25 protein-coding genes and 1 tRNA gene are annotated in these 25,852 nt (G+C 61.7%); 13 read left to right on the top strand and 13 right to left on the bottom strand.

Annotated elements, in window-relative coordinates; translation table 11 throughout:
- Positions 1-137 precede the first annotated feature (137 nt).
- Positions 138-395 carry a YjhX family toxin gene (locus C5J26_RS06340; RefSeq protein ID WP_105401058.1) on the bottom strand — a complete coding sequence of 86 codons (258 nt, stop codon included), beginning with the start codon at positions 393-395 and terminating at the stop codon, positions 138-140.
- Positions 396-678: 283 nt separating this feature from the next.
- On the opposite strand from C5J26_RS06340, the gene C5J26_RS06345 reads away from it, so the two are divergent.
- Positions 679-1,188: a GNAT family N-acetyltransferase gene (locus tag C5J26_RS06345; RefSeq protein ID WP_105401059.1), complete on the top strand. Its 510-nt coding sequence runs from the start codon at positions 679-681 to the stop codon at positions 1,186-1,188.
- Here the strand turns inward: C5J26_RS06345 and C5J26_RS06350 are convergent.
- A complete protein-coding gene (locus tag C5J26_RS06350) occupies positions 1,185-1,508 on the bottom strand; it encodes a DUF1294 domain-containing protein (protein ID WP_105401060.1) in 324 nt (107 codons plus the stop codon). The two genes, C5J26_RS06345 and C5J26_RS06350, sit on opposite strands and share 4 nt — an antisense overlap.
- Positions 1,509-1,649: 141 nt before the next feature.
- Here C5J26_RS06350 and gatB point away from each other — a divergent pair, with 141 nt between their 5' ends.
- From gatB to C5J26_RS06375, 5 genes are all read left to right on the top strand, one after another.
- Positions 1,650-3,155 carry an Asp-tRNA(Asn)/Glu-tRNA(Gln) amidotransferase subunit GatB gene (gatB, locus tag C5J26_RS06355; protein WP_105401061.1) on the top strand — a complete coding sequence of 502 codons (1,506 nt, stop codon included), beginning with the start codon at positions 1,650-1,652 and terminating at the stop codon, positions 3,153-3,155.
- A gap of 5 nt (positions 3,156-3,160) precedes the next feature.
- The gene (locus tag C5J26_RS06360) at positions 3,161-3,667 is read left to right on the top strand and encodes a GNAT family N-acetyltransferase (protein WP_038542070.1); all 507 of its coding nucleotides are present in this window, start codon (positions 3,161-3,163) and stop codon (positions 3,665-3,667) included.
- 23 nt (positions 3,668-3,690) lie between these two features.
- The gene (locus C5J26_RS06365) at positions 3,691-4,152 is read left to right on the top strand and encodes a GNAT family N-acetyltransferase (protein ID WP_105401062.1); all 462 of its coding nucleotides are present in this window, start codon (positions 3,691-3,693) and stop codon (positions 4,150-4,152) included.
- Positions 4,153-4,255: 103 nt separating this feature from the next.
- Complete coding sequence (locus C5J26_RS06370; RefSeq protein WP_105401063.1) at positions 4,256-4,654, top strand: NADH:ubiquinone oxidoreductase subunit NDUFA12; 399 nt, start codon at positions 4,256-4,258, stop codon at positions 4,652-4,654.
- A 76-nt stretch (positions 4,655-4,730) separates the two neighbouring features.
- On the top strand, positions 4,731-5,150 hold the full coding sequence (locus C5J26_RS06375) for a DUF2155 domain-containing protein (RefSeq protein WP_105401415.1): 420 nt from the start codon (positions 4,731-4,733) through the stop codon (positions 5,148-5,150).
- A gap of 7 nt (positions 5,151-5,157) precedes the next feature.
- Here the strand turns inward: C5J26_RS06375 and aat are convergent, their stop codons facing one another.
- The 6 genes from aat to C5J26_RS06405 all read right to left on the bottom strand — a co-directional run bounded on the left by aat (position 5,158) and on the right by C5J26_RS06405 (position 12,252).
- Positions 5,158-5,775 carry a leucyl/phenylalanyl-tRNA--protein transferase gene (gene aat / locus C5J26_RS06380; RefSeq protein WP_105401064.1) on the bottom strand — a complete coding sequence of 206 codons (618 nt, stop codon included), beginning with the start codon at positions 5,773-5,775 and terminating at the stop codon, positions 5,158-5,160.
- An 8-nt stretch (positions 5,776-5,783) separates the two neighbouring features.
- The gene (accC, locus tag C5J26_RS06385; protein ID WP_046636624.1) at positions 5,784-7,130 is read right to left on the bottom strand and encodes an acetyl-CoA carboxylase biotin carboxylase subunit; all 1,347 of its coding nucleotides are present in this window, start codon (positions 7,128-7,130) and stop codon (positions 5,784-5,786) included.
- 9 nt (positions 7,131-7,139) lie between these two features.
- Complete coding sequence (gene accB / locus C5J26_RS06390) at positions 7,140-7,595, bottom strand: acetyl-CoA carboxylase biotin carboxyl carrier protein (RefSeq protein ID WP_046667723.1); 456 nt, start codon at positions 7,593-7,595, stop codon at positions 7,140-7,142.
- Positions 7,596-7,623: 28 nt separating this feature from the next.
- Positions 7,624-8,061 (bottom strand): type II 3-dehydroquinate dehydratase, encoded by a 438-nt coding sequence (gene aroQ / locus C5J26_RS06395; RefSeq protein ID WP_046605457.1) that lies wholly within the window; start codon positions 8,059-8,061, stop codon positions 7,624-7,626.
- Between the two features lie 134 nt (positions 8,062-8,195).
- A complete protein-coding gene (locus C5J26_RS06400) occupies positions 8,196-8,972 on the bottom strand; it encodes a DsbA family protein (protein WP_105401416.1) in 777 nt (258 codons plus the stop codon).
- A gap of 304 nt (positions 8,973-9,276) precedes the next feature.
- Positions 9,277-12,252 (bottom strand): ribonuclease E/G, encoded by a 2,976-nt coding sequence (locus C5J26_RS06405; protein WP_105401065.1) that lies wholly within the window; start codon positions 12,250-12,252, stop codon positions 9,277-9,279.
- A 664-nt stretch (positions 12,253-12,916) separates the two neighbouring features.
- Between C5J26_RS06405 and C5J26_RS06415 the strand changes: the two genes are divergently transcribed.
- The 3 genes from C5J26_RS06415 (at position 12,917) to prfB (ending at position 18,100) form a co-directional block, all read left to right on the top strand.
- Entirely contained in the window at positions 12,917-14,128 is a 1,212-nt protein-coding gene (locus tag C5J26_RS06415) for an N-acetylmuramoyl-L-alanine amidase (RefSeq protein ID WP_105401417.1), read from the top strand.
- 256 nt (positions 14,129-14,384) lie between these two features.
- Entirely contained in the window at positions 14,385-16,856 is a 2,472-nt protein-coding gene (locus C5J26_RS06420) for a penicillin-binding protein 1A (protein WP_105401066.1), read from the top strand.
- Between the two features lie 112 nt (positions 16,857-16,968).
- Positions 16,969-18,100, top strand: a protein-coding gene (prfB, locus tag C5J26_RS06425) for a peptide chain release factor 2 (RefSeq protein ID WP_105401067.1) whose coding sequence is annotated in 2 segments (ribosomal slippage) — positions 16,969-17,037 and positions 17,039-18,100 — 1,131 coding nt in all. Because the reading frame shifts where the segments join, the coding sequence is not laid out codon by codon here.
- A gap of 78 nt (positions 18,101-18,178) precedes the next feature.
- Here the strand turns inward: prfB and C5J26_RS06430 are convergent.
- Entirely contained in the window at positions 18,179-19,384 is a 1,206-nt protein-coding gene (locus C5J26_RS06430) for a multidrug effflux MFS transporter (RefSeq protein WP_105401068.1), read from the bottom strand.
- Positions 19,385-19,554: 170 nt separating this feature from the next.
- Here C5J26_RS06430 and C5J26_RS06435 point away from each other — a divergent pair, with 170 nt between their 5' ends.
- Positions 19,555-20,211 (top strand): TetR/AcrR family transcriptional regulator, encoded by a 657-nt coding sequence (locus C5J26_RS06435; protein ID WP_105401418.1) that lies wholly within the window; start codon positions 19,555-19,557, stop codon positions 20,209-20,211.
- Positions 20,212-20,258: 47 nt separating this feature from the next.
- Here C5J26_RS06435 and C5J26_RS06440 read toward each other — a convergent pair whose 3' ends face one another.
- Positions 20,259-21,032, bottom strand: coding sequence for an NAD kinase (locus C5J26_RS06440; protein ID WP_046636633.1), 774 nt, complete (start codon positions 21,030-21,032; stop codon positions 20,259-20,261).
- A 251-nt stretch (positions 21,033-21,283) separates the two neighbouring features.
- Between C5J26_RS06440 and C5J26_RS06445 the strand changes: the two genes are divergently transcribed.
- The 3 genes from C5J26_RS06445 to C5J26_RS06465 all read left to right on the top strand — a co-directional run bounded on the left by C5J26_RS06445 (position 21,284) and on the right by C5J26_RS06465 (position 22,985).
- Positions 21,284-21,359, top strand: a tRNA-Thr gene (locus C5J26_RS06445).
- A gap of 621 nt (positions 21,360-21,980) precedes the next feature.
- Positions 21,981-22,187: a hypothetical protein gene (locus C5J26_RS06455; RefSeq protein ID WP_105419459.1), complete on the top strand. Its 207-nt coding sequence runs from the start codon at positions 21,981-21,983 to the stop codon at positions 22,185-22,187.
- A 399-nt stretch (positions 22,188-22,586) separates the two neighbouring features.
- A complete protein-coding gene (locus C5J26_RS06465; RefSeq protein WP_105401072.1) occupies positions 22,587-22,985 on the top strand; it encodes an oxidoreductase in 399 nt (132 codons plus the stop codon).
- A 54-nt stretch (positions 22,986-23,039) separates the two neighbouring features.
- On the opposite strand, the gene C5J26_RS06470 is transcribed toward C5J26_RS06465, so the two are convergent.
- The 3 genes from C5J26_RS06470 to C5J26_RS06480 all read right to left on the bottom strand — a co-directional run bounded on the left by C5J26_RS06470 (position 23,040) and on the right by C5J26_RS06480 (position 25,800).
- Complete coding sequence (locus C5J26_RS06470; protein WP_105401419.1) at positions 23,040-23,975, bottom strand: transglycosylase SLT domain-containing protein; 936 nt, start codon at positions 23,973-23,975, stop codon at positions 23,040-23,042.
- Positions 23,976-24,048: 73 nt separating this feature from the next.
- Complete coding sequence (locus C5J26_RS06475; RefSeq protein WP_105401073.1) at positions 24,049-24,435, bottom strand: hypothetical protein; 387 nt, start codon at positions 24,433-24,435, stop codon at positions 24,049-24,051.
- Positions 24,436-24,495: 60 nt separating this feature from the next.
- Complete coding sequence (locus C5J26_RS06480; RefSeq protein WP_105401074.1) at positions 24,496-25,800, bottom strand: UDP-glucose/GDP-mannose dehydrogenase family protein; 1,305 nt, start codon at positions 25,798-25,800, stop codon at positions 24,496-24,498.
- Positions 25,801-25,852 lie beyond the last annotated feature (52 nt).

A 25,852-nucleotide genomic window follows, 5' to 3' on the forward strand; every position in this document is an offset into this window, starting at 1 on the left:
GCCCCGTTCAAAGGTTCCCTTTTGGCATTTGGCGGCTTCCCCAGCGTCTTCTTTCGACGTCACCGAAAAAGCATATCGCTGGTAATCTTGATTTGACAGCCGCGCGTCGAGGACGACGCGCGGCCTTTCATCCGATTTCACCGATTGTCCTGCTCGGCCCTCACCAGCACCAGACCCCTTTCGGTGATGCGGTAAGGCCTACCGCCCTGAGACTTGATGGCTCGTTTCTGCTTGAGCTTACGGAAGGTGGTGAGGTCTAAACCCGAGAAGACCCAGCCCTCGCGGGTGACCAGCTGGAGTTTTTCGATCTTGCGGTTCTGATCGCGGGTGATGTCGATCCTGCCGCCCTGGGCGAGCAGGTGGAGAATGCGCTGTTCGGCGCGGGAAATATCCATTGTCTTTTGATGTCCGGAAAAGCGCTCGCAAACGAGCGCACAAAAACGTTGCCGGCGTCGCGTGACGTCGGGGTTCTCGTTTTTGTCTGGGCCGGCGCGGCTTTAAGAGCGGGGCCGGCCCCTCAGCAGGTCTCTACGGAAGAGAACATCAAAACTCCATCGATACGAAATCCGCACTAGGCGCGTTTTCCCGAGCCGTCAAGCGCCTGACCGAAACGCCCTAGATGTTGCACTGGTCAAAGCGCGGACTCAGTGGTCTACTAAGGCTGCAGCAGGGGAAGCTATGGCCCATATTCGCAATGCGCGTGAGGACGAGGTGGATATCCTGGCGGAAATCGGCTTCCGCTCCTGGGAGAAGGCCATGATTTCGATCGGCGAGATGACCGATATGCGCTCCAGCGCCCGCACTGCCTTCCAGAATTTCACGCGCTCCTCCTGGCTCACCATTACCGTCGTCGAACATGCCGGCAACCTTGCCGGCTGGGCGGCGCGCGAAAAGCTCGACGAGCTGATCTCCGACTTCTGGATCGATCCGGCCTTCCAGGGCCACGGCTTCGGCCGGGCGCTTCTCGTCGAGGTCGAGGCCGAGATCGTCCACCAGGGGTTCGAAGTCGCCCGCGTCGAGACCCACGCCCGCAATGCCGAGGCGGTCGGCTTCTTCGAGAAGCTGGGCTATTCCATCAACTGGCTCTCGACCATCTATTCGCCGAAGATCGACCGGGACGTGCAGTCGGTCGGCCTGTCGAAGCGCCTCGTCGCGGAAGTGCCGGATACTTACGGGCCAAGCTTCTAGATTGCCCGAGCGATCTTTGCGATTGCTGCCCGCGTTAGTTCCGGCGCAAGTAGCCACGATGCCGCACCGAGCGTGTGAAGAGCGATTATGATCATCAGCAGCGTGCGAAAAGGTTCCTTGCGTGTCTTGTGCCGCAGCATCTGCTGCGCGGTCACGGCGCCCAGGCTGCCGCCGATAAAGGCCACACCCAGCAGCGTACGCTCGCTGATCCGCCATGTGCCATCGATCGCCGCCTGCTTGTCCCACCAATAAACGCAGAATACGATGACGTTCAGGACTAGATATAAGAGAAATAGCGCGAGTGGGGTTGATAGCTCCATTTCGCAATTTCACCAGAACCTAGTTAAAATCGGCTGAACTACAGCACTCCACAGCGACCCCTGCGCGCAGCAAGCCTTGCACCGCAACGCCATTTGCTCTACCTCCAGAAAACGCAATAGAGACCATTTCACGAGCATCAGATGACCCTTGTCGACGTCCGCACGCCCGATCCGAAACGCTTCATTCCCGGTGCCACCGGCGACTGGGAAGTCATCATCGGTTTGGAGGTGCACGCCCAGGTCCTCTCCAATTCAAAGCTGTTTTCCGGCGCCTCGACCGAGTTCGGCAAGCCGGCGAATTCGAACGTCTCGCTCGTCGATGCCGCCATGCCGGGCATGCTGCCGGTCATCAACGAGGAATGCATCAAGCAGGCGGTGCGCACCGGCCTCGGCCTGAAGGCGCAGATCAACAAGCGTTCGCTGTTCGACCGCAAGAACTATTTCTATCCGGACCTGCCGCAGGGCTACCAGATTTCCCAGTACAAGGATCCGATCGTCGGCGAAGGCAAGATCGTCATCTCGCTCGGTCCCGACCGCCAGGGCCAGTTCGAGGATATCGAGATCGGCATCGAGCGACTGCATCTCGAACAGGATGCCGGCAAGTCGATGCACGACCAGCATCCGACCATGTCCTATGTCGACCTGAACCGCTCCGGCGTGGCGCTGATGGAGATCGTCTCCAAGCCCGACATGCGCTCGTCCGACGAAGCCAAGGCCTACATGACCAAGCTCCGCTCGATCGTGCGCTACCTCGGCACCTGCGACGGCAACATGGACGAAGGCTCCATGCGCGCCGACGTCAACGTCTCGGTACGCCGCCCGGGCACGGAATTCGGCACCCGCTGCGAGATCAAGAACGTCAACTCGATCCGTTTCATCGGCCAGGCGATCGAATACGAAGCGCGCCGCCAGATCGGCATTCTTGAAGACGGCGGCTCGATCGACCAGGAGACCCGCCTCTTCGACCCGAACAAGGGCGAGACGCGCTCGATGCGCTCCAAGGAAGACGCGCACGACTATCGCTATTTCCCGGACCCGGACTTGTTGCCGCTCGAATTCGACGATGCCTTCATCGCCGAGCTGGAACAGCACCTGCCGGAACTGCCGGACGACAAGAAGGCTCGTCTCGTGCGCGAGCTCGGCCTGTCGATCTACGACGCCTCGGTTCTGGTGTCCGAAAAGGCGATCGCCGATTATTTCGAGGCGGTTGCCGAAGGCCGCGACGGCAAGATCGCCGCCAACTGGGTCATCAACGACCTGCTGGGCGCCTTGAACAGAACCGGCAAAGACATTGAAGAGACTCCCGTTTCTCCGGCCCAGCTCGGCGCCATCATCGACCTCATCAAGGCCGAGACGATCTCCGGCAAGATCGCCAAGGACCTGTTCGAGATCGTGCTCGCCGAGGGCGGTGACCCGGCCGAAATCGTCGAGAGCCGCGGCATGAAGCAGGTGACCGATACCGGCGCAATCGAGGCCGCTGTCGACGAGATCATCGCCGCCAATCCGGACCAGGTCGCCAAGGTCAAGGCCAAGCCCACGCTCGCCGGCTGGTTCGTCGGCCAGGTCATGAAGTCGACCGGCGGCAAGGCCAATCCGCAGGCCGTCCAGGCGCTGGTCAAGGCGAAGCTCGGGATCGAAGAGGAGTAGGCCCGATGGTCTACTTCGTCCGCACCGCCGGAGAAGCTGACGTCGAGCAGATCCGCGCCCTGCTGGCGGCGACCTTTCACGATACCTACGATCCGTTCTACGGGGCCGACAAGGTGAGGAGAATGGTTGACGGCTGGCATTCTCCGGGCGCCGTAAAGGCGCGTATCCAGAAACGCGGCGGCGAATTTCTGGTCGCCGACAATGGCAAGGATATCGGCGGCATCGGTTATGCCGCCATGTATCCGAAAATGGTGAAGACGGCGATGCTGCACCAGCTTTACGTCAAGCCATCCTGCCAGAACGAGGGCATCGGCCGCGATATCTTCGCCGAGCTCGAAACCTGTTTTCCGGATGCCGAGATCATGCGGGTCGAGGTGGCGCTGCCGAACGTGCGCGCGATGTCCTTTTACGAGAGGCTCGGGTTTTCCGAGGTCGACAGGATGGAGGAGTGGGGTGCTCCCAATTCCGGCCTGCCAGCGATCATCATGGAGAAGCGGCTGGAGCTGCGCTGACCCATCTGAGAAGGACTTTTTGCATGGCCGACATCGTCATCCGCAGAGCGCGGCAAGTCGATCTCCCCGAACTCATCGCCCTGTTCGCGGCGGATGACGTCGGAGGCCATGGCGACACGACGGACGAGGCCGCCTTCGACGACTACCTGCGCGCCTTCAACGTCATCGATGCCTCGCAGAACGAGCAGCTTTTTGTCGCCGAGCTGGAAGGCGAGGTGGTCGGCACGTTCCAGATCCTCTTCAACCGCACGCTGACGGGAAGGGGATCGCTGTCGATGATCCTGGAAGCGGTGCAGACGCGCAGCGACATGCGCGGCAAGGGCATCGGCGCGCAGATGATCGGACACGCGATCGAGGAAGCCAGGCGCCGCGATTGCCGCCAGGTCGCACTCACCTCCAACATGGCTCGCACGGATGCGCATCGCTTCTATGAACGGCTCGGCTTCGTCAAAAGCCATTTCGGCTTCAAGATGAAGCTCAAATGACCGTGCGCGACATTTGGAACCACTGGACATCGAAGGCGTCAGGCGGCATAAGCGGATCAGCCAATTCGATCGTCATCCTGTTTGCCAAGCCGACGGAACATCCATGAAAAACCTCCTGCTGCAGATCTTCACCTGGTGGAACGGACAGACCATGGGCACCCGGTTCTTCACCTGGCGTTTCGGCAAGAAGGTCGGCGAAGACGAGTTGGGCAACGTCTATTACGAAGGACCGATGACTTCCTGGGGCAAGCCGAAGCGTTGGGTGATCTACAAGGATTACGCCGAAGCCTCCGCAATCGGGCCTGGCTGGCACGGCTGGATGCATTATCGCACCGACGTTGCTCCGTCGCAGGAAGAGTACAAGGCCCGCGAATGGGAAAAGGCGCACAAGCCGAACGGCACCGGCACGCCGCTTGCCTATCGCCCGCAGGGCTCGCTTGCTGCCACCGGCGAACGCCCCCGCGTCACCGGCGACTACGACGCCTGGACGCCCGGCAACTGACACCTGTTTTGGCCACAATCGCACTCTAGGTCTCGACGCCGACGGGATCGCCGGGACGGGAAGCATAATGGGATTGATGACGGTTTTTCCACGCAAGCAAATGATCGGCGCGTTGACCGCGCTGGCATCCGTGCTCGCGGCGGATTGTGTATCTGCGGCGCGGCTGAACAACCCGGTCGCCGTCTTTGCCGGCATCGACAAGATTACCGGCCGCATCACCACGTTCGACGTCTATGTCAATGAGACGGTTCAGTACGGCGCGCTGCAGGTGACGCCAAAGGTCTGTTATTCCCGCGACGAGACGGAAGCCCAGAAGATCGATGGTTTCGTGGAAGTCGACGAGATCACCCTCGACCGCAAGATCCGCCGGATATTCACCGGCTGGATGTTTGCCGACAGCCCCGGCCTCAATGCCGTCGAGCATCCGATCTACGACGTCTGGCTGACCGGCTGCAAACAGAAGTCCGACGTGCCGCCGCCGAAGGCGACCAACTGATTTTCCTTTAGAATTTCAGATGCGGGGAATCGACGGCGATTCTCAAGAGCTTGAGATAGTCGTCCTTGGGGATGTCGATTGCGCCGAACGTCTTCAGATGTTCGGTTGTGAACTGTGTGTCGAGCAGGGTAAAGCCGTTTTTCCGGAGCCGCTCGACAAGGTGCACGAGGCAGATCTTGGAGGCGTTCGTGCGCCTCGAAAACATGCTCTCGCCGAAGAAGGCCGAGCCGAGCGAAACGCCATAGAGACCCCCGACCAGTTCATCGCCCTCGAAGGCCTCGACGCTGTGCGCGTGGCCCATGCGGTGCAGTTCGTTGTAGAGCTTGCGGATTGTGGAGTTGATCCAGGTACTCGGCCGGTCGCCGGCCGACTCGGCGCAGAATGCGATCACCCGTTCGAAAGCCGTGTCGAAGCGGATGTCGAGCGGTGTCCTGCGAACCGCCTTGGCCAGGCTTTTGGAGAGATGGAAGGCATCGAGCGGCAGGATGCCGCGCATTTCCGGTTCGACCCAGAAGATTTCCGGGTCGTCGGCAGATTCGGCCATCGGAAAAAGTCCGATGGAATAGGCGCGCAACAGGATTTCCGGAGTTATCGCCGGGTAATATCTGCCGCGTCGCCCTGCCATCGATCTCCCTAATGCGTCTTGTCGCCGGCGAGATATTGCTCCAGCCAGTGTATGTCATAATCGCCGTTGGCGATATCCGGATTGTCGACCAGATCCTGGAAAAGCGGCAGCGTCGTCTTGATGCCGTCCACGACGAACTCGTCCAGCACACGCCGCAGACGCATCATGCATTCGACGCGGGTGCGTCCGTGCACGATCAGCTTGCCGATCAGGCTGTCGTAATAGGGCGGGATCTTGTAGCCGGCATAGGCGCCCGAATCGACGCGCACGCCGAGGCCGCCCGGTGCATGGAAATGCGTGATCGTGCCGGGCGACGGCACGAAGGTGCGCGGGTCCTCGGCATTGATGCGGCATTCGATGGCATGGCCGGAGAACACGATGTCTTCCTGACGCACGGACAGGCCGCCGCCGGAGGCGACGCGAATCTGTTCGTGCACGAGGTCGATGCCGGTGATCGCTTCGGTGATCGGGTGTTCGACCTGAAGACGGGTGTTCATTTCGATGAAATAGAACTCGCCGTTTTCGTAGAGGAACTCGATCGTCCCGGCGCCGCGGTATTTCAGCTTGCGCATCGCGTCGGCGCAGACTTCGCCGATCTTCATGCGCTGCTCGACATTGAGGGCAGGGGAGTTGGCTTCTTCCCAGACCTTCTGGTGGCGGCGCTGCAGCGAGCAGTCGCGTTCACCGAGATGGATGGCATTGCCTTCGCCGTCGCCGACAACCTGAATTTCGATATGGCGCGGTTTCCCGAGATATTTTTCCATGTAGACGGCATCGTTGCCGAAAGCGGCGAGCGCTTCGGAACGGGCAGTCGACACGGCTTCGTCGAGGTCGGCTTCGGTCTTGGCGACCTTCATGCCGCGTCCGCCGCCGCCAGCCGTCGCCTTGATCAGCACCGGAAAACCGATCTGGCGGGCGATTTCCATGGCGTTCTCGGGCTTCACTTCGCCGTCCGAACCGGGAACCACGGGGATGCCGAGTTCCTGCGCGGTCTGCTTGGCGGTGATCTTGTCGCCCATGATGCGGATATGATCGGCGGTCGGGCCGATGAAGGTGATGCCGTGCGCGTCGAGGATATCCGCGAACTTGGCGTTTTCCGACAGAAAGCCGTAGCCCGGATGCACGGCGTCGGCGCCGGTGATTTCGCAGGCGGCGACGATCTGGTGGATGTTCAGATAGCTGTCGCGCGACGGCGGCGGGCCGATGCAGACGCTTTCGTCGGCAAGCCGGACGTGCATGGCGTCGGCGTCCGCAGTGGAATGGACCGCGACGGTCGCGATGCCGAGTTCCTTGCAGGCGCGAAGCACGCGAAGCGCGATTTCACCGCGGTTGGCTATGAGGATCTTGGAAATCATGGATGCGCCTTACTCGATGACGACGAGCGGCTGGCCGTACTCGACGGGCTGAGAGTCGTTGACCAGGATTTCCGTGACCTTGCCGGAGCGCGGCGACGGGATCTGGTTCATCGTCTTCATGGCCTCGATGATCAGCAGCGTCTGGCCTTCCTTGACGGTGGCGCCGACTTCAACGAAGGCGCGCGAACCCGGGGCTGGGGAGAGGTAGATGGTGCCGACCATCGGCGCAGTGACCGCGTTCTTGTTGTCCTGGATTGCGGGCGCTGCTGCGGCTACGGGCGCTGCAGCCGGGGCATAGGCGGGCGCTGCGACCGGAGCCTGGACATATTGAGTCGTACCGACGCGCGATACACGAATACGCACATCGTCCTGTTCGACTTCGATCTCGGTGAGGTCGGTATCGTTGAGAATGTTCGCGAGGTCGCGGATCAGTCCCTTGTCGATACCGTTCTTCTTGTCAGACATGGCAAACCCTATTGTTCTGTTTATCTTGTCAGGCGGTAATGGATTTCAAGGCGTGCAGCGCCAGAATGTAGCTCGCGGTGCCAAAACCGCAGATCACGCCCTTTACCGCCGGTGCGATCATCGAATGATGGCGGAATTCCTCCCGCGCGTGGACATTCGAGATATGAAGCTCGATCACCGGCACGGAGATCGCCTTGATGGCGTCGTGCAAGGCGATCGAGGTATGGGTATAGGCGCCCGCGTTGATGGCGACGCCGACGGCCTTTTCATTGGCCTCGTGCATCCAGTCGATCAGCACGCCTTCATGATTGCTCTGGCGAAAATCGACATCGAAGCCGAGTTCCCTGCCGGCGGCGATACAGTCCTTCTCGACGTCCTTCAGCGTGGCCGCACCGTAGATGCCCGGCTCGCGCTTGCCCAGCATATTGAGATTGGGGCCATTGAGGACGAAGATCGTCTTGCTCATCACTGATCTATTGTTCCATGCAGAAATTCAGGGGCCACCTATAGACCGCCGACGCGGCAAGGGAAAGCCCCCGCCGCGCCGAAAGCCCGCGAGTCCACTGCGATGGAACATCTGTCGCTCGGGAGGTTGCCCTGTCAGCAGGTCGCCTTGCCGCAGGCACGCACGTTGGCGACCTTCTGTTCGATGGTTTCGAGGCCGACGGCGCCGAAGACGGCTTCGTCGCCGACCACATAGGTCGGCGTGCCGGTTATGCCGATCGCGTTGGCGAGCCGGTAGGCGTCGCGCACCAGGTCGTCGTTCGGCTGGTCGGCCATGGACTTGCGGATCGCCGCCTCCTTGACGCCGAGGGCGCTTGCGACCGCAATGGCAGTCGCTTCCGAAGCGTGCGGCTTGCCGCTGAGCAGCTCGCGATGGAATTCCGCATATTTTTCCGGCGCGACCAGGCGCACGGCGTTGGCCACCCGGTGGGCGGCGACCGAGTCCGGCCCGAGGATCGGGAATTCCTTGAGGATGAAGCGGACGTTCTTATCCTTGGAAAGGATGTCGTCCATGTCAGAGAGCGCCCGCTTGCAGTAGCCGCAATTGTAATCGAAGAATTCGACGACCGTGACGTCGCCCTTCGGATTGCCAAGCGTAATGTCGGTCGGCGAGGAGAAGATCGCCTGCCTGTTGTCCGCGATCCCCTTGGTCGACTGCTCGACGCGCTGGGTCTGCTGCTTCGCCTCCAGCGCGTTCTGGACTTCGACCAGCACTTCCGGGTTCTGCAGCAGGTATTCACGGATGAACTGGCCCATTTCCTTCTTCTGCTGGTCGTCCAGGGCGAAAGCCGGGGCGGTCGCGGAAAGTGCCAGCGCCAGCATCGAGCCGGCGGCCAGTGTCTTGAAAACGGGCGTCTTGAACAGGCGGGTCATCCATATCCTCTTGGTCGGCACACGAATCCCGCGCACCATTGTTGCGGTTTGTGCCCAAAGTAAGCCAGTCGGGCTTTCCAAAAAACCTCAAAATCATGTCCAGGCGGTTTCCGCCAGTTCACAACTGCGTATGACGCCTGGCCGGACGGCGGACCCGATGCTGGAATGGAGTCTGATTTCAACAGGCTAGCCACGTTTTCGGAATCGCTTCGGCAGGCGGTTGATCCAGTTTCTGAGGCTCAGGGCAGGGCAGAAATAAAAACGGCCGCGTCTTGCGCGGCCGTTTCGTCGGTTCTCGTCAGGCTCAGAAGAAGCCGCGGCGCTGCCACCAGCCGGCTTTCTTCGGCTTCGACGGGTCGGCTTCGGTCTCGGGCGCTGCCACGGGATCGGAGCTCTTCACCACCGCCTCGACGGAGGAGGAGATGTTCGATGCGCGGTTGGCCCGTGCCGGCTTTGCTTCACCGCTATCGGCCTGCTCGGCCTCTGCGACGGGAGCTTCTTCGGCAGGCGTGGCTTCAACCGTAGCGGCTTCGGGAGCCTGCGGCTCCTGGCCGAGCGCGGCTTCGACCTGCTCGACGACGGTTTCCACCGGAGCCGGAACAACCGCAGCCGCTTCTTCCGCAGCCGGTGCGTCGGTCGCAGTCGCCGCCTTGCCACGACGCGAACGGCGCGGCTTGGCTTCCGGCTTGCCGCTAGGTGCTGCTTCCGCCTCGGCGGGAGCCGGGACAGCCTCGACGGCGGCCTCTTCGGAGGCTTCCGCTACGGTTGCTGCCGGCACTGCCGCGACGTCTTCGCTGGATGCATCTTCGTCGGCCGCTTCGCCGTCCTCCGAAGCGCTCAGTTCCTGTCCGTCCTCACCATTGCGATTGCGACGACCACCGCGCTTGCCGCGGCGGCGGCGCTTGCGGCGGTTTTCTTCCGAGTCCGAATCGGCTGCAACCGTTGCGTCGGATGCTTCGCCGGCTTCGGAAACGTCGTCCTCGCCTTCGTCGCCGTCCTCGTCGCCATCGGCCATGTCGTCGTTGCCGCCCTGGGCAGTCTGGGCGTCTCCGCCCTTTTCTCCACGGTTGCGACGACGCCGGCGGCGCTTGCGCTTGCGGCCGTTCTGGTCGTCGCCCTGCTGCTGGGCGCGCTCGGCACTGGCTGCTGCCGGCTGCGCCGCCGCTGCGACGGTCTCTTCTTCTTCCTCCTCGTCGGCCTCGATGACGAAGTCGTCATCGTCCTCTTCGACGGGGATGGCCGCGAACTGCATCAGGCTTTCGATCTTGACCGGGTTCTCGACCGGCTCGCCACGATCGATCGCGAAGTGGCTGGAGCCGATGCTGACATCCGATTCGATGAAGATCGAGACGCCGAAGCGGTTCTCGTAATCGACGATGCTGGTGCGCTTGTGGTTCAGGAGATAGAGCGCGATCTCCGGCGTGGTGCGCACGGTGATGTCATGCGTGGTGTTCTTGAGCAGATATTCCTCGACGCCGCGCAGCACGTGCAGGGCGACCGACGACTGCGAGCGCACATGACCGGTGCCACCGCAATGGGTGCAGATCTGCGTCGTTGATTCGAGAACCGAGGCGCGGATGCGCTGGCGCGACATTTCGAGCAGGCCGAAATGCGAGATGCGACCGACCTGGATGCGGGCGCGGTCGTTCTTCAGGCAATCCTTCAGCTTCTTCTCGACGGCGCGGTTGTTGCGCTTCTCTTCCATGTCGATGAAGTCGATGACGATCAGGCCGGCAAGGTCGCGCAGACGAAGCTGGCGGGCGACTTCCTCGGCAGCTTCCAGGTTGGTCTGGAGCGCCGTTTCCTCGATCGAATGTTCGCGGGTCGAGCGGCCGGAGTTGACGTCGATGGCGACCAGCGCTTCCGTCTGGTTCATGATCAGGTAGCCGCCGGACTTCAGCGTCACCTGCGGCTGCAGCATGCGATCGAGCTGCGCTTCGATGCCGGAACGGGCGAAGATCGGATGCAGGTCGCGGTAGGGCTGGACCACCTTGGCATGGCTCGGCATCAGCATCTTCATGAAGTCTTTCGCTTCACGATAGCCTTCTTCGCCGGAGACGATGATCTCGGAAATGTCCTTGTTATAGAGGTCGCGGATCGAACGCTTGATCAGCGAGCCTTCCTCGTAGACGAGGGTAGGGGCGGTCGAGCTCAGTGTCAGCGTGCGGACGTTTTCCCAAAGGCGCATCAGGTATTCGAAGTCGCGCTTGACTTCGACGCGGGTGCGGTTCGCACCGGCGGTGCGCAGGATCACGCCCATGCCCTGCGGCACGTCGAGTTCGCGGGCGATTTCCTTCAGGCGCTTGCGGTCCTGCGGCTGGGTGATCTTCCGGGAAATGCCGCCACCACGCGCCGTGTTGGGCATCAGCACCGAATAACGGCCGGCGAGCGAAAGATAGGTGGTGAGAGCCGCACCCTTGTTGCCGCGCTCTTCCTTGGCGACCTGCACGAGCAGGATCTGGCGGCGCTTGATGACTTCCTGGATACGGTACTGCTTGCGCGGCTTGCGCACGACGCGGTCCGGAACTTCTTCCATGGCGTCTTCGGCGCCGACCGATTCGATCACTTCCTTCTCGCCGTGGTCGTCATCGTCGTCGTCATCGAAATCGTCGTTGCGGCCGCCGCGGCGGGCGTCGACGTCTTCCGAAATCGAATCGGTCTCGACCATCGCGGCCATTTCGCCGGGCGTCGAACCGTCGTCGTCATTGTTCTCGGAGGAAGGAGCGCCTTCGCCTTCGGATGCGCCGGCTTCGAGAGCGGCTGCTTCTTCCGCCGGCTTCTTGCGGGCGCGGCTGCGGCGCGGCTTGGCCTTCGGCTTTTCTGCCTCTTCGGCGGCGACAGCCTCGACCGGGCTTGCCTCGGCTGCTTCCGCGCCGGCTTCGCTTGCTGGCTCGGCGGCGGGGGCAGGGGTGGAAATGCCGATATCCGGCTGTTCCTGGTGGGCTGGATCGACCACCGGATCAGCGGCTTCCGCCTCGGCGATCTTGCGCTGATCCTCGGCTTCCTGCTGCATCAGCGCCTGACGGTCGGCAAGCGGAATCTGATAATAGTCGGGATGGATTTCGGCGAAGGCGAGGAAGCCGTGACGGTTCCCGCCGTAGTCGACGAAAGCGGCCTGCAGTGAGGGTTCGACCCTCGTCACCTTCGCCAGATAGATATTGCCGCGTATCTGTTTCTTATGCTGCGATTCGAAATCGAACTCCTCGATCCGGTTACCGCGAACGACGACTACGCGCGTCTCCTCTTCGTGAGACGCGTCGATAAGCATTTTGTCTGCCATTGAAATTCTGCTCCTCGGCGCCGCCGGGAGAATGCAGAAAAGCCTGCCACGAGGACAGGCCCGTCATGCAATGCGGTCGTTGCGCCGGATAAAGATGTTCCCGTCGGGCGCGGTTGTGACGGCAACCGGAAAGATGACGGGGAGCGTTGCTCCCTCGGTCTCTCCAGGTTCTGAAAATTGTGCCGCGACATCAAAAACCAAACGAGAATGACGATACCATAGGCCCGCATGGGCCCGATGAATGTGCTCCGCATGAGCGGTGGGTGGCACGCCACCCGGTATTATTCCGGCCACCGCCGGTTGGATCGTGTATCAGGAAAAAGTGTAGCGACGGCGGATGACTGTCGGTCTTCGGCGCCAGGTCCTGAAAAGGCTGGCCAGCCTATCGGCAGACTATCCCGTCAACACTTTAACCCTCACGGGCGTTGTATGGTTTATCTGTCACAATAGCAAGGGAAAAGCCAAGTTTGCCATATTCTCGATGGAATTAGACCCCTTATGGATGGCAGGGAACGGGCGGTTGATTCGCATCTTTTGACATGCAAATGCCTTCTAGAACGGGCACTTTGATGCGGGTTGCCCGACAGGCGGCGGGGCTTTGAATGCGAGTGGCGTTTTGAGGGCGGATCTAAAGGCAAGCGCAGCGACGGCCTGCGGCGGAAGCCTGCAGGGTTTTTTTGCGCGAATCGCTTGCGCGGTTCTTCTTTTGGCAGCCTCCGCCGCGACCCTTCCCTTGAGTTCCGCCCGCGCTACGCCGCAGCCGCCGCTTCTCGCCTTCAGCGCGCGGGTTGCCGGCGACGAGGCGCGCACCAGGATCGTCATCGAATTCGAGAAAAAGCCGGAATTCTCCGTCCACTACGTCGCCGCGCCGGAGCGGGTGATCGTCGACCTGCCGGCGACCGCCTTCGGGTTCCCCGCCGAGGATCTGGCCGCGCGTGGTCTCTTCAAGGACATCCGCTACGGCGCGATGGGTGAGTCGAGCGCCCGCATCGTGCTGACCGCCAAGAGGCCGGTGAAACTGTCGATCGCCGAGGTCCAGTCGAACGACAACGGCAGCTATAGGCTGGTCCTGGATGCGGAAATGGCCTCCAGGGAGGTATTTGCCGATCTGGTGAAGACCCAGAACTGGGCGACCCCGACGGCGGCGGTTCCGGACGCGCTGGCGATGGCCGAGAAGGACAATGTCTTTACGGTTGCTGTCGATGCCGGGCACGGGGGGATCGATGCCGGCGCGACGGGGGCGGGCACCAAGACGCCCGAAAAGACCATCACGCTTGCGTTCGCCAAGACGCTTGCCGAACGATTGAATAAGGTCGAGGGTATCAAGGCCGTCCTGACCCGCGACGACGACACGTTTCTTTCGCTCTCCGAGCGCGTGACGCTCGCCCGCCAGGGCCACGCCGATCTCTTCGTGTCCCTGCATGCCGATACGCTCGGCCAGAAGGACATTCGCGGCGCGACCGTCTATACCCTGTCTGACAAGGCCTCCGACCGCATGGCCGAAAACCTCGCCGCCCGCGAAAACCTGTCCGACGAGCTTGCGGGCTATACGCTCCAGAGTGGCCCGCCGGAGGTCGCCGATATCCTGCTCGACCTGACCCGGCGCGAGACCCAGGCGTTTTCGACCGCGCTCGCCACCAATGTCGTCCAGTCCTTCGAAGGGCAGATCGGGCTCATCAATAATCCCCACCGTTATGCGGGCTTCCAGGTTCTGCGCGCGCCGGACATTCCCTCCGTGCTCCTCGAACTCGGCTTCCTGTCCAATGTCGAAGATGAAAAGCTGCTGCTGGATGAGTCGTGGCGGTCGAAGGTGATCGATCGCATGGTCGACGCCATCAAGCGCTATCGTGCCCGTGCGATGGCGAATGGCGGCTGATTGCCTGTGCTCCGCGTGGCGCCGGTGCCACAGGCATCGGGGAATATCGCGCGGGGGAGGGCGGACGCCGGAAATCGCATCTAAGAGCCCTATTTTACTCACATTCAGGCGGTTATTCGATAATCTCTCAGATGCAACGGATGGCGGAGGATCGATCCGCTTTCGCCTTGCGCTGGTGCAATCACCGTGCAAAACGCCTCTAACCATGCGATGGTGTGTTTCACGCGCCGAATGAAAGCTGAACGGTAGCTCCGATATGGTAAGATTGATTGGTTATCTCTTTGGTTTGGCCTGCGTCCTGTTTCTGGTCGTGGCTGCCGGCGTGGGTATCTACCTCACCGGGATGACCAAGGACCTGCCGAACTACGAGGTGCTTGCCTCCTACGAGCCGCCGGTCGCCACCCGTGTGCATGCAGGCAACGGCGCTCTGATGGCGGAATACGCCCGCGAACGGCGTCTCTTCCTGCCCATTCAGGCGGTGCCGGACCGGGTCAAGGCGGCCTTCCTGTCCGCCGAGGACAAGAATTTCTACAGCCATCCCGGCATCGACATCACGGGTCTTGGGCGCGCCGTCCTCTCGAACCTCCAGAACCTGGGTTCCGGCCGTCGCCCCGAAGGTGCCTCGACGATCACTCAGCAGGTGGCGAAGAACTTCCTCCTCTCTGCCGACCAGACGATCGACCGCAAGGTCAAGGAAGCGATCCTCTCCTTCCGCATCGAGCAGACCTATTCGAAGGACAAGATCCTCGAACTCTATCTGAACGAGATTTTCTTCGGCCAGAACTCCTACGGCATCGCCGGCGCGGCACTCACCTATTTCGACAAATCGGTGACCGAGCTGACGACGGCCGAGGCCGCCTATCTTGCAGCCCTTCCGAAGGGTCCGGCCAACTACCATCCCTTCCGCCGCGAAAAGGCAGCGCTCGAGCGCCGCAACTGGGTCGTCGACCGCATGGCCGAGAACGGCTACATCACCCAGGCCGATGCCGAGGAGGCCAAAAAGCAGCCGCTGGGCGTCAAGCAGCGCCGGACCGGCGCCCATGTTTTCGCATCGGATTATTTCTCGGAAGAAGTGCGACGCCAGATCATCGAGCGTTACGGCGACAAGTCGCTCTATGAAGGGGGGCTTTCGGTCCGCACCTCGCTCGATCCCGACCTTCAGGTCATCGCCCGCGCCGCCCTGCAAAACGGTCTGGTGGAATATGACGAGCGCCGCGGTTTCCACGGGCCGGTCGCTCAGATCGCCGTGACTGGTGCCCCTGGAAGCTGGGATTGGGGGCCGGAACTTGCCAAGCAGAAGTCGCTCTCGGACGTGCCGGAATGGAAGCTCGCCGTCGTCACCGAGGTCTCGGCAAAGTCTGCCACGATCGGCCTCCAGCCCTCGGCGGATGCGGCCGGCAAGGTCGACGCGGCTCGCGAGATGGGTACGATCAACGGCGACGACATGAAATGGGCCTATCGGGACTCGACCAATACCCGCAAGCCGGCGAAATCGCCGGACGGCGTGCTGAAGCCGGGCGACGTCGTTTACGTGGAGCCAATCAATCCGCAGGCCAAGACCTACAGGCTGCGCCAGCCGCCGAAGGTCCAGGGCGGTTTGGTCGCCATGGACCCGAATACGGGCCGCGTTCTCGCGATGGCCGGCGGCTTCTCCTATTCGCAATCGGAATTCAACCGCGCCACCCAGGCAATGCGCCAGCCGGGTTCGTCGTTCAAGCCCTTCGTCTATTCGGCAGCGCTCGACAACGGCTATACGCCGGCCTCGGTCATCCTGGACGCGCCGATCGAGATCGTCTCCGGTGGTCAGGTCTGGCGGCCGGAAAACTACGGCGGCGATTCAGGCGGCCCGTCGACGCTGCGCATCGGCATCGAAAAGTCTCGTAACCAGATGACCGTGCGCCTGGCGCAGGACATGGGCATGGAGCTGGTCGCCGAATATGCCGAGCGTTTCGGCATCTACGACAAGATGCTGCCGGTGCTGGCCATGTCGCTCGGTTCCGGCGAAACGACGGTCATGCGCATGGTTTCGGCCTATGCGGTCATCGCCAATGGCGGCAAGCAGATCAAGCCGACCGTCATCGACCGCATCCAGGACCGTTACGGCAAGACCATCTTCCGTCACGAGGAGCGCGCCTGCGACGGCTGCAACTTCAATGACTGGGCCAACCAGGAGGAACCGAGCATCGTCGACAACCGCGAGCAGGTTCTCGACCCGATGACCGCCTACCAGATCACTTCGATGATGCAGGGCGTGGTCCAGCGCGGTACGGCAGCCGGCAAGATCCCGGTCAAGGACCGCGACGTCGCCGGCAAGACTGGCACCACCAATGACGAAAAGGACGCCTGGTTCGTCGGCTTCACGCCGAACTTGGTCGCCGGTCTTTATGTCGGCTTCGACACGCCGGCACCGCTCGGCCGTGCCGGCACCGGCAGCGGCCTTGCCGCGCCTATTTTCGGCGAGTTCCTCGCCCAGGCCGCCAAGCTGACGCCTGCCGAAAAGTTCCACGTGCCGGACGGCATGCAGCTCGTCGCCGTCAACCGCAAGACCGGCATGGCGGCCATGGAAGGCCAGCCCGACACGATCGTCGAGGCCTTCAAGCCCGGCACCGGCCCGGCCGACGTCTTCCAGGTCATCGGCGACGGCGAATACATGACCCAGGACCAGATCTTCACCAACTCGCCCCAGGCGCAGCAGGCTGTCACCTCCGGCATGCCGGGTCTGTTCTGATCGCTATCCGAAGCGGCAGCCTCGTCGGCAGGCCCGGGCTTTACATCCGGGCTTGCTGCAACTATGTCCACGGCACCTAAAACCCCAACACAAAGAGCGAAGAACAAGCGCCATGCGTGCGGAAATCATCAATGTAGTCGACGAAATCAAGCAGGCCATAAGCCTGCTGAGGAGGCATCTTTGACTGGGATCAGGCGGTAAGACGACTGGACTGGTTGAACAACAAGTCAGAGGATCCGAACCTCTGGAACGATGCTGCGGAAGCGCAGAAGCTGATGCGCGAGCGCCAGCAGCTCGACGACGGCATCAATGGCGTCAAGGCCATGGAGCAACAGCTCAACGACAATATCGAACTCATCGAACTCGGTGAGGAAGAGGGCGACGAAGCGATCGTCAAGGAAGCCGAAGAGGCGCTGAAGGCGCTGATGGCGGAATCCGGCCGGCGCCAGGTCGAGGCCATGCTGTCGGGCGAAGCGGATGGCAACGACACCTATGTCGAAGTCCATTCCGGCGCCGGCGGCACGGAAAGCCAGGACTGGGCGAACATGCTTCTGCGCATGTACACCCGCTGGGCCGAGCGTCAGCGTTTCAAGGTCGAGCTTCTGGAAGTGCATGACGGCGAAGAAGCCGGTATCAAGTCGGCGACCATCCTCGTCAAGGGCCACAATGCCTATGGCTGGCTGAAGACCGAATCGGGCGTCCACCGCCTGGTCCGCATTTCGCCCTATGACAGCAACGCCCGCCGCCACACCTCGTTCTCGTCCATCTGGGTCTATCCGGTCATCGACGACTCGATCAACATCGAGATCAACGAAAGCGACTGCCGCATCGACACCTATCGTTCGTCGGGTGCCGGCGGCCAGCACGTCAACACGACCGACTCGGCGGTGCGCATCACGCACATGCCGTCGGGCATCGTGGTGCAGTGCCAGCAGGAGCGTTCGCAGCACAAGAACAAGGCCAAGGCCTGGGACATGCTGCGTGCGCGGCTCTACGAAGCGGAGTTGAAGAAGCGCGAAGACGCGGCGAACGCCGAGGCGGCTTCCAAGTCCGAGATCGGCTGGGGCCACCAGATCCGCTCCTACGTGCTGCAGCCCTACCAGATGGTCAAGGACCTGCGCACAGGCGTGACCAGCACTGCGCCGGACGACGTGCTGGACGGAGATATCAATCCGTTCATGGAAGCTGCCCTGGCGCATCGCATCAGCGGCAAGCCGGATGTGGATGTCGCTGACGTCGATTGACGATCCGCGGAAGAATCACAAACGAAAGCGGCCGGGCTTGGAAAAGTCCGGCCGCTTTTTTGTTGGGTGGATAGCTGGTTATTCCGCCGCGGCCGCCATGGCGCCTTGGCGGCTGCGCAGCACCACGAGCGACAGCAGGAAGACCACGACCGAGCATAACGCGATGACCGTCACCATCGGCAGCGAAGTGCCGTCGACGAACAGGCCGCCGAGGCCGATCACGACCGCCGAGGTCACGAACTGGATCGTGCCCATCATCGCCGACGCCGTGCCGGCGATCCGGCCGTGATGTTCGAGCGCCAGCACCGCCGCCGTCGGAATGATCATGCCGAGGAAGCCGTAGCCGCCGAACAGGAAGGCCGCCATCACATCGAGACGGTCGATGCCGAGCGACGTGACGAGCGCCAGAAGGACCATCATCGTGGAATACCCGAACACCGCGCCGCGGATCACTTTCCGCAGCCCGATCTTGCGGGAGAGCCAGCCGTTCAGCTGCGACATGCCGATAAAGGCAACCGCATTGCACGAGAAGACGAAGCTGTAGAACGTCGGCGACAGGCCGTAATGCTCGATCAGCACGAAGGACGAATTCGCCACGTAGATCATGTAGCTCGACATGCCGAAGGAGGCGATCAGCACCAGCCCGAGATAGTAGGGATCCCGCAGCAGCGTGCCATAGGACCTGAGCGCGCTGGCGAGACTGCTTTCACTGCGTGCGGCCGGCAGACGGGTTTCCTCGAGGAAGAAGACCGCAACGACGGCGCCGACCGCACCGGCGCCGACCATGACCCAGAAGATCAGCCGCCAGTCGCCGAACACGGTAACGATGCTGCCGGCAAGCGGAGCGAGGATCGGCGAGACGCTGAACACCAGCATCAGCCGCGACATCAGCTGGGCTGCGGCCGGACCGGTATGCAGGTCGCGGACGATGGCGCGGGAGATGACGACGCCGGCGCAGGCGCCCATGCCCTGCAGGAACCGGAAGGCGATCAGCCACTCGATCGACGGCGACAGGGCGCAGCCGACCGCCCCGATGGCATAAAGTGCGAGACCGACATAGAGCGGCTTCTTGCGGCCGAACATGTCGGAGACCGGGCCGTAGACGATCTGCGAAACCGCCATGGCGACGAAGAAGGAGATCAGGCTCGCCTGCACCTCATGGCTGTCAGCATTGAGGTTGACGCTGATGGTCGGCAATGCCGGGAGATACATGTCGAGGGCGAAAAGCCCGATAGCGGAGAGCAGCCCGAGCGACAGGGCATGCGAAGGAGCTCTGCTTTGCATTTGGAAAAAACCTTTCCCGTCACCACATCTGCCGTGGTAACGGCAGGGCGAAGACGATTATGGGAGATGAATATGAGAGCCGGCCGCGTTTGGGAGGATAGGCCTAAACAATCATGTAAATTATTTTGGACACAATTGCCCAATTCGTCAAGCCCCGCTATAGTGATGTCATGAAAAATTCGTCTGCCGAACTTCCGCGCGATTACGACACTTGGCCGCCGGCGCAGAACAAGCGCCAGGCGATCCTCAACGCTGCAGCCGATGTTTTTGCCCAGGAAGGCTTTGGCGGCGCCAGCATCGATGCGATCGCTGCAAGGGCAGGGGTATCGCGCCAGACGATCTACAATCAGCTGGGCGACAAGGATAATCTTTTCAAGGTCGTGGTCGCCGAAATCACCGACCGCTCCAGCGCCGGTTTCTTTCGCGTGCTCGATACGTTTCCCGTAGCGCCGCAGGATATCGACACCGAACTGACGCAGTTTTCGGCCCAGCTCCTGCGCAAGGCAATCTGCGACCCGAACGGCCGCTGGCTGCGCAAGGTGGTCGAAACCGAAGGCGCCCGCTTCCCCGAGCTTTTCGAAACCTGGAAGGAATACGGGCCCGGCAAGAAATATCCGGCGATTGCGGCCCGCCTGGCGCAACTCGCTCACGGCGGTCATCTCGAGATCGACGATCCGGCGCTTGCCGCCCGCCAGTATATGGCGCTTCTGGCGGCCGACCTTCGCTACGATCAGCAGATGGGCCGCCAGACGCCGGAATCGGAAATCGACCAGATGGCGGCGAACGCCACCCGCACTTTTCTGCGTGCCTTTAGACCGAAGCGCTGAGCCTCACGCGAGGACAACAGGTTTCATTTGCGTGAGCTGACGCTGAGTCAGTTGTTGAACTGCTCGGCGAGAATCCGGTCGGACCAGGAATGGTTGGGATCGGAGAGGATGCGGGCGGTGATTTCGGTCGATTGCGCCACCCGCACCTTCAGCACCGACTTCACCTCGGTATTGTCGGCAACCGCATTGACCGGCCGCTTCTCGGGTTCGAGGATGTGGATATCGACGCAGACGTGGTTCGGCAAAAGCGCGCCGCGCCACCGCCGCGGGCGAAATGCCGAGACCGGCGTCATGGCGAGCAACGGCGCCTCCAGCGGCAGGATCGGCCCATGCGCCGAGAGATTGTAGGCGGTCGAACCGGCGGGCGTGGCGATCATCAGCCCGTCGCAGATCAGTTCCTCCAGCCGCACATGGCCGTCGATCTCCACCCTGAGCTTGGCCGCCTGATAGGATTGCCGGAAGAGATAGACCTCGTTGATGGCAAGGGCCACCGACGTCGAGCCATCCTCGTTGACCGTCGTCATCTTGAGCGGATGAAATTCGTTCTCGATCGATTCGGCCACCCGCTCGTGGAGTTTCTGTGCGCGATAATCGTTCATCAGGAAGCCGACCGAACCGCAGTTCATGCCATAGACGCTTTTGCCCGTATTGATCGTGTCGTGCAGCGTCTGCAGCATGAAGCCGTCGCCGCCGAGCGCGACGATCACGTCGGCTTCCGCGGTGGGCACGTTGCCGTAGAGCCTCACGAGTTCCTCCAGCGCGGATTGTGCTTCCGGGGCCGTCGAGGCGATGATGGAGAGCTTGTTCGTCTGGGACGACATGAACGGGCCTTTAAGGGTGCCGCCGCCCGAGGGGCCGCGCAAGGGACGCTGAAACCATTTGAGCTAACACGAGCCTATGACAGGACCATGCCGCCCGGACGGCATTAAGTACAGGAAAAACAGGCTTTTGGACAAGCGCCTTGCGCCATCGCCGGTGAGTGAAGCAACCCAGCTCGAATGCACGCCATCTCATGTTGCGGCGATTTTCTCTTTACAGGAAGGGAAAATCTGGTAACTCCCCACTCGAAAGTGCCCTTGTAGCTCAGTTGGTAGAGCACCTGATTTGTAATCAGGGGGTCCCGGGTTCGAACCCTGGCGGGGGCACCACTTTTTTCTCTATCCGTTTCAATATGTTAGTGCGGGCTTTTAGTTCGGATACGGCGGCAATGTTGCATTTCGTGTTGCAAGCGGCTCCCCTTCATTTCCAGTGAGTTCCCCATAGCCCCGGCAAATCCATGCGACATGGGATGCAACATGAACCAAAAAAGATGCTACCGCCAGACGCCACAATGCGAACGATAATGGCAGACCTGAAAGCTCCGGCCGAATTCGTCCGGGCGGTGTTCGCGAACATGGCCGGCTATCGGCAGGACTGCCAAGTTCGACTTGCGTTGGATACTCGCGCGAGTTCTCCGGATTATCAGATAGAGTTTTTCATCTACGACGACGTTGACGGCGAAGAAGTGGCTTTCCCTCAGACTGCAGCGGTCTTCAATGGCAGAAACCATCGAGAGGTAACTTATGATGGGACGGAACTAGCAAGGCCGTGGTCCACGAGAGCCATGACCCATTCTGAAGTTCGACAGCTTCATGGTGAGCTACGCGGCATATTTCCTGTGCCTTGACACGAGCGCGCGCCGTGGCAAGTTGCCCTTGTCGCTGTGACTTGACGCCCGCGTATAGCCTGTCAGTTTGTGCGGATTGATGGGGGTAAAGATGAAAGCCACAATGATCCTCGAAGACGGGACTGAGTTCGCCGTTAGTCTGTCCAGGTCATCATCCAATGGAGGTTTCGCGGAGGTCGACGGCGATCCGAACTATCTTTCGGCCGCCATCGCAAGCGAAGGGGTTAAGCTTCGCAGAGAAGACGGTGAGCTCAAGAACGTGACAGTCGATGTGCTCGGCGGCCGCTTTAGAGTTCGGACCATCTCCTAAGCCGCCCGCCTGAACCATCCGTCGAACACCTCGGCGGTCAGGTAGATGACGTTGGAGGGCCTGTCCTTGACGGGTTGCCCCTTCCTTCGAGTTCGGAACTCATCGGATTTATGTTTGGACGAACAGAAGCGAGCGTGCTTGTTCTTTGATCCGAACACCCTCTGGCACCAGACGCACGTGCAGAGAAATCTCTTCCTGGCATCCGGCATCAATTTTTCCTCATCGAGATCGCCGTGGCGTCTGCGGCGGGCCTGGCTGATGCCTGCGTCAGCGGCGACTTTTTGCCCCGCCATCGTCCGCAAGCCTGAGATGTCTGCACAGAACCTCGGAAACCTTATGCGGTCGGCGGGGTTAGACGGCCGTAGGGCATGTTTGGAAAGTCCCACGAGAGGAAACCCAATGTTTGTAAAGATACTCACCGTTGGCGCACTGTCGCTCGGTCTCGCCACTGCCGCGGTCGCCCAGTCGGGCTCGGGAACCGGATCAGGATCCGGCGGCGCTACTGGCTCAGGTTCTGCGGGAACCAGCGGAGCCGTTCCGGGTTCGGGCGCCAGCGGCTCCGGTTCCGGCACGCTCAACGGCAATACCACGACTCCGCTGAATGGCGGCGGGTCAGGCGCGCTTGATTCCAATACGACCGGCAGCACGACCGGCGATTCCGGCGGTTCCAAATGCCCGCCCAACAATCTGTCGCAGGGTACCGGCTCCGCCACGACTAACAACCTGCCGCAGGGTTCCGGCTCCGCAACGCCCAATGCGGACGGAACTCTGGCGCCCGGGCAGGCACAAAACTGCTGATCGGGAATCATGTGCGGCAAGCGGAAGGCGTGCTTCTGCTTGCCTCATGCCGCTTCAGTTTCTGAAAACCGTGCAGGGCACCGCGTGTGCCCTGATCTTCGTACACAAATCGGTCGCCTCGGCTCTGGTGGCACGACCGATCCGCGCCGCATAGCGCGGGCGATAGCCGAAATTGCCCCGTTTCTGCCGCACGACGAGCGCCCGTTCCGCGTTGAGCGGCGCCGGCAGCCTGCCGATCGTGTTGGCAAACAGCTGGCTGGCGATATTCGGATTGTAATGCGCGGAAAGCTGCACGCCCCATGGCGCCCAATCCGCCGATGCGATCAGCACGGTCTCGTTGAGACGTCTCGTGGCGGCGAGCTGGATGCATCCGTCGATGAAGTTTTTTTGCGGAGCGAGGGCCTGAGCCGCCGTCTTCGGCGGATTGTCCCTCCATGTCTCCGCTGAGTGACCGGTGATCGCAAACACGTAGTCGCGCGTCTCGATCGGCAGCCGGCCGACCTTCAGGAATGTTTCCAGCCCGGCTTCGCCGGCATTATAGGCCGCGGCGGCAAGGCCGAGGTTGCCGAAACGGTCGCGCAGGGCCCTCAGATAGAGCGAGGACGCGGCAAGGGCTTCTATGACATCGAAGCTGTTCTGCAGGCCGCGGATTTTCGCGGTCGCTGGCATGAACTGGGCGATACCTTCCGCGCCTTTCGGGCTCACCGCGTTCGGCCGAAACAGGCTCTCCCGCCAGATCAGGCGCGCGAAGAATTCCGGCGGCAGCCCGTTCGTTACCGCCAGCTGCTCCATGACATGGCAGAGATCCTCGTTGTAGGCGTCGGGACGAATGCACAATCGGCCGATCTCATCCGACGCCGCGCGCTCGTATCGGCATTTGGGGGCGGTAGTCTCTTCCGCAGCATGGACGCTCCCGCCAAAGGGAGCGACGGCCAAAGACAAGCCCAAACCTGTTTGGCCCAAACCTGTTTGCATGAGACGGCGAAACATCATCGACATGCAATATGCCCAATCACGTCGCGGCTTGAAAGCCTTCGGCGGCAGGAACAGGCGATCGGAACGCCTATCGCCTGGATTGCTCCAGAAGAGATTGGCAGGACTGGTCCCGCGCGACGAAATCGGCTTCCGCCATCGATTGCGTCTTTTCCAGCATCTGCTGCGTCTGTCTCTCGAAAAGCGCCGTCGTTTCGTTCCGCGGATAATGATTGTCCTGGAGGATCACCAGCGCGGCATGCATATGCTCTTCGTCACGGGAAACGGTGCCCTCGGCCGTGTCGCTCTTGCCGAACTCCTTGGCCATGATCTTGCGCATCGAATAGAAGGCCGAACACGATATGTGTTGTTCGGCAGAACGTACCGGCTGGGTCTGGGGCTGGGTCTGGGCCAGCGCAGACGGCGATGCGGTCAGCACCGCGGTCATGGCCCAGACGATTTTCGCTTGCGTGGTCATGCGACACAATCCTTGGGCTGAGCCCGAGGTTCCCGCCGGCCCGCCGTCTTGGCGGCTATTCTAGCGCAGTTTTCCGACGCCGGAATAGGCAAAGCCGTGCGCTTCGACTTCCGGCGCTCGATAGACATTGCGCAGGTCGACGAGGATGGGGCTCTTCATGACGGACTTCAAACGCTCGAGATCGAGTGCGCGAAATTCGTTCCACTCGGTCACCAGAACCGCCACATCCGCACCCTCGGCGGCCTGGTAGGGGCCGCTGGCGAATTCGATATCCATCATCTGCCTGGCGTTTGCCATGCCTTCCGGATCGTAGCCGGACACGATCGCGCCTGCATCCTGCAGCGTCTGGATGACGGCGATCGCCGGGCTGTCGCGCATGTCGTCGGTGTTCGGCTTGAAGGTCAGCCCGAAGACGGCGACCTTCTTGCCGCGCACATCGCCGCCGGCAGCCGCGATCACCTTGCGGCCCATGGCGCGCTTGCGGGTATCGTTGACGGCGATGGTGGTTTCAATGAGGCGGACAGGGCTGTCATAGTCCTGGGCGGTCTTTGCGAGCGCCAGTGTGTCCTTGGGAAAGCAGGAGCCGCCATAGCCGGGGCCGGCATGCAGGAATTTCGAGCCGATGCGCCCGTCGAGGCCGATGCCGCGCGAAACGTCCTGGACGTCGGCGCCGACGCGCTCGCAGAGGTCGGCCATCTCGTTGATGAAGGTGATCTTCATCGCCAGGAAGGCGTTTGCGGCGTATTTGATCAGTTCGGACGTGCGGCGGCTGGTGAAGAGGAGCGGCGACTGGTTGAGATAGAGCGGACGGTAGACTTCCGTCATCACGCCGCGGGCACGCTCGTCGGAAAGACCGACGACGATCCGGTCCGGACGCTTGAAGTCCTCGATAGCAGCGCCTTCGCGCAAAAATTCCGGGTTGGAGACGACGGCGAAATCCGCGTCCGGATTGGTTTCGCGGATGATCCGCTCCACCTCGTCGCCGGTGCCGACAGGAACGGTCGATTTGGTGACGATGACGGTGAAGCCGGTCAGCGCTTCGGCGATTTCGCGGGCGGCGGCATGGACATAACCGAGATCGGCATGGCCGTCGCCGCGGCGCGACGGCGTGCCGACCGCGATGAAGACGACATCGGCATCGGCCACTGCGGGGCCGAGCTCGGTGGTGAAGGAAAGGCGACGGGATTTGACGTTCGATTCGACCAGCGCCTCGAGGCCCGGCTCGAAGATCGGGATGACGCCCTGTTTCAGCGCCTCGATCTTTTCGGCGGCCTTGTCGACGCAGATCACGTCATGTCCGAAATCCGCAAAGCAGGCTCCCGACACGAGGCCGACATAACCCGATCCAACCATCACAATACGCATCAATAATCCTCATCCTTATCCGGCAATCGCACGCGCAGCGGTTTCCTAAGCG

It is taken from the genome of Neorhizobium sp. T7_12 (genome assembly GCF_002968535.1).
GTDB lineage: Bacteria > Pseudomonadota > Alphaproteobacteria > Rhizobiales > Rhizobiaceae > Neorhizobium > Neorhizobium tomejilense.